General features: G+C 53.4%; 5 protein-coding genes. 1 reads left to right on the top strand and 4 read right to left on the bottom strand.

Annotated features, from left to right (window positions below):
- Positions 1-291: 291 nt before the first annotated feature.
- Positions 292-642, bottom strand: a complete 351-nt coding sequence (locus K1Y02_25880; GenBank protein MBX7259811.1) for a carboxypeptidase-like regulatory domain-containing protein — start codon at positions 640-642, stop codon at positions 292-294.
- Positions 643-1,011: 369 nt separating this feature from the next.
- Between K1Y02_25880 and K1Y02_25875 the strand changes: the two genes are divergently transcribed.
- On the top strand, positions 1,012-1,356 hold the full coding sequence (locus K1Y02_25875) for a transposase (protein ID MBX7259810.1): 345 nt from the start codon (positions 1,012-1,014) through the stop codon (positions 1,354-1,356).
- Here K1Y02_25875 and K1Y02_25870 read toward each other — a convergent pair.
- The 3 genes from K1Y02_25870 to K1Y02_25860 all read right to left on the bottom strand — a co-directional run.
- Positions 1,238-1,960: a hypothetical protein gene (locus K1Y02_25870; GenBank protein MBX7259809.1), complete on the bottom strand. Its 723-nt coding sequence runs from the start codon at positions 1,958-1,960 to the stop codon at positions 1,238-1,240. The genes K1Y02_25875 and K1Y02_25870 overlap by 119 nt on opposite strands.
- A gap of 725 nt (positions 1,961-2,685) precedes the next feature.
- The gene (locus K1Y02_25865) at positions 2,686-3,444 is read right to left on the bottom strand and encodes a hypothetical protein (GenBank protein MBX7259808.1); all 759 of its coding nucleotides are present in this window, start codon (positions 3,442-3,444) and stop codon (positions 2,686-2,688) included.
- Between the two features lie 33 nt (positions 3,445-3,477).
- Positions 3,478-3,772: hypothetical protein (locus K1Y02_25860; GenBank protein MBX7259807.1), on the bottom strand; the 295-nt coding region annotated here is incomplete at its 5' end.

The raw sequence follows: 3,772 nt of genomic DNA, 5'->3' as shown, positions 1-3,772 counted from the left end.
ACCCCGGCACAAAAAACTCCCACGGCAATCCGTGAATTGTCGGCAAGTCGCGTAGGGTGTGCCGAGGTTTGGCGAGGCACACCATTCACGGGAAATCCTGGTGGGCCTCGAAGACTCTGCCCACCCTACTTTTACTGTGCCTGACCTACGGTGCTTTCCGAGGTTGTTTGCGTGGTTCCAGCTGACACTTACCCGTAGTCGCACCACTACGCAACTTCCATTTTGGAAGAAGATTTTTTGTCGACATTTTACAAGTCAATCTCGCAGCCATTGTTTGCAACCACTTCGTCCTCATTCTTGCGGCTCAGCATCCTTCTCCAAAGTTATCGTATGGTGTTCCAGTCGTTGGTCTGTGTAATCCAGCGCCTCAGAATGTGATTTGTAACCCTCTTTTTCGGCCGACAATGTGATCTCTGGCGCACCGAAGAGGGGATGTGCATACGTCTCTGAAACTCGGTACTCACCTTTTTCCGAAGTTATGCAGTGTTTAGCCAATCGCGGATTATTCATGATGTCCAAATTGACTTCCGCGCCTCCAATGGGCACACCCTTCGCGTCGACAACCTTCCCTTTGACAAAGATATATTGGTCGCATCCGCAATTGAGAATTCCGAAGAGAGCAACGATTGGGAGGGCTCGCATCTGATTCACTCTCATTTACTCGCTGGTCAAAGGCCCATTCTTACGCGTAAATACTTCAAGAATTTTATCTGAATGGTTCTCTTCATCGAGTCTGGAAGAGATGCTTCTGTCTCGTTTTGAAATGCATTAACGAATACAGGGTCTGAGATCATTTCGGAGAGTGTATCCTGAACGGCATGACCGTAAATCTCAGTTGTTACATTTAAGTAGGGGCCACCCTGTTCTGTTCCGATGAGGTAAGGGAAAACGCCACGCAGCCAGTCTGTAACATCATAGATCGCAAATCCTGTGGCGCCCAACCCCTGGACTTCCCCGCGAATAGTGGGCGCTTGGCGGAGAGTGTAAACTCTTCGCGAGGAGAAGTCCAAAATGAGCACGAAGCGACGAGCGTACACGGCCGAGTTCAAGCGTGAGGCGGTGCAGTTGGTGACCGAGCGGGGGTACTCGCTGGGCGAGGCGGCTCGGAGCCTGGGGGTGCATCCCAACCTGTTGCGGACCTGGAAGCAGAAGCTGGAAAGAGAGCGGGGCTCCGGTTCCGTGGCCAGGGATCTCTCGCTGGTGGAAGAGAACCGGCGGCAGGGCGTGAAGGAACAGATCATGATTGACGGGCAATGGATGAACGCGGGTATGCGGTCTGTTCCCAGAATTTCTTCGCGGCGTGGAGGAGTTGTTCGTCGACCACCGCGAGGTTCTGGAAGTGGACGGTTTGCTTGATGATGCCGCATTCGACATCGACGTAGAGTTGGCCATCTTCCCCGCGCGTGACCGGGGCCAGCAGGTATTCCTGGTGCTTTGCGAATTCATCCCTGAAACGCGGTAAGAGCGGCTCGGCTCCCGCAACGGGGAACATGCAGCGGACCTGGCCGAACAGCGAGAGGGGGAGTTCGTCGAGGACGATCCCCTCCGCCGTAGCGCGGATCATCGAGTTCTCGGGGTCGGGGCAAAGATGCACCGCGTAGCCGGGCTTTTCGTCGGGGCCTTTCCCCTCGACAATCGCGTCCCCCTCGATGATGGTCACGCGGATTTCCTCAAGCTCGTCCCGGTTGCCGTTCTGTTCGACCCAGTTTTGGAAGAGTTTGCGTGCCTCGTCAGCGTGGTCGAAGACGAGCCCCATGATCGGCGGAGCATCGCTGGTGGGATGCCAGCGAAACGTCGTGGCGGACCACTCCGCCTGCTGCCAGAGGGGATCGATCATCCAGGCGGCCGCGGGGAGAAACCGCTCGTACTCACGCACGCGATCCGCGAGTTTGGAGTATTCCCTCGACATATTACGAATAATTGAAATAGAAGTCAGATCATTCAACAGTTCACGGTACATGATTTACTCGCTGGCTTTTGCGGCTGCACCAATTCGACAATTCACGTGATATGCCTGCATAGAATTTCACTTGTCGGCAGAGTCCTCTGGTCGAAGGATAACTTTATGATTCTCGTGGTAAGCCTTGGACGCGTCCAATTCTTCGGAATATCTTCGAAACCCTTCTTTCTCAACCACCAGAATAATCTTAGGCTTCTCAAACGATGGTGCGTAAGTATCGAAGAGCCTGTATTGACCTGCGTCTGATGACATGTGCGATTTGCGAGGAGAAGTTTCAGAATTGAAATACAATTCCGCTCTCGCTCTCTGGATAGGTTTTTCATGTGTATCGACAACGGTTCCTTTCACAGAGATTATTGCGTCCCCAAAACATCCTCCAGTGAGTAGAACGAACGGAACAACGCAAATTAGCACAAGACGTGCCAGTTGTAGATTTCTAGGAATGTGGAGTCGCATATGACCTTCTGGATATAGCTGGACCAGCAATAAGAGTTCGGGGAAACTTAACCCCTTCGATATTCTTGAATGGAGGAGACACCAGTTATGATTGCCGGATGAGCCGCATTCTTTGAGTGTCAGTACATCGGCCAAGGGTATTCGTAGAAACCAGAAGACGGGAACGGCTCACTCGGCGGTGGCCGCTTAAAGAGCCTGCTTAAGTGGCTATTGACTTTCAATTCGATTGTGCGCTTCATCGACTCCGGAAGACTGGCTTCAGTTTCATTTTAAAACGCGGCGACAAAAGTTGGATTGTCCAGCATTTCAAGCAACGCATCCTGGATTGCGTGCCCAAAAATCTCGGAGAAGTTTCCATGGTACGCTGCACCGCTTTCGACATATGCAGCAGCCGAATCCAGAAGATAAATGGATAAAAACGAGGTCGTTCCTCCCGTTCTGTCTGCATGGTACGAATGAAACAACTCGTGTGCCAAAAGAGGAAGATTGTCCACTTCATTCGCACGTGGAAAACGCGCATAGTATTGATCTGTACCTAACGAGACTGCGCCAGCCCCAAAAGTGTCTATAGCATGGAATGCGATTATGTATTTGGGACGGAGGACATGCCAACCTTGAATTGACTTCTGGTCCCACAACTTTACTTCCGACATGACACGTGCGAGGCGAAGTAGCTCTTGATCGCCGTTGTGGCCTCCGCGATCAAACAGTCCTGGAAATGCGGCCCTGTAAAAATAGCCAATTATCAATTGTTCCTTTCTTGTGAGCATTCGGTAACTGCCACCGTCTGTGAGTATCCGAGAACCATCCATTGGTCTTTGTGCGGTGCGAGGCGGTGCACCGAGAACACCCGAAACAAACATCGAATAGATGGCCCCGACCGCCGCTCCGGAGTACATCCCCGTCGGGTCGATGTTGTTGACCGGGTCGCCGTGGACGTAGGCGTACTTGTGGAACGATTGCGGGTCGTTGAGGTTTCCGAAGAATGGGTCGAGCGTGCTGAAGCGGCCGGTCGTTGGTTCGTACATGCCGTCTTTCCTTTCGCTGCCAAGATCCGTGGTTCAACGTATTTGCTGAGCGGACACGTATTGAATGAACACGCCGAATGCCGGATTGGCATCGACGCTGCTCACGGGGGGACGAGCTGACACGATCGGCCCCTGGGCAACCCGTGGGCGTTGAGGACGCACCGACCCTTGAGCCATCCACTGGGGTTGAAGAGGGTTCGTCGGCGCTGAGGCCGCGAAATGCGGTGCCACGAAATGCGGTGGAATGGTCATCGCCTTCGGATGTCCGATCCGTTGAGCCACCGCGCGCTCGGCGGCGATCAGCGGCGCGGCCGTGCGCGGATCACAG

This window comes from Candidatus Hydrogenedentota bacterium (assembly GCA_019695095.1).
Lineage (GTDB): Bacteria > Hydrogenedentota > Hydrogenedentia > Hydrogenedentales > SLHB01 > JAIBAQ01.
Note: the sequence above shows the minus strand (reverse complement) of the source record. Positions and strands in the feature narration are given on the sequence as shown.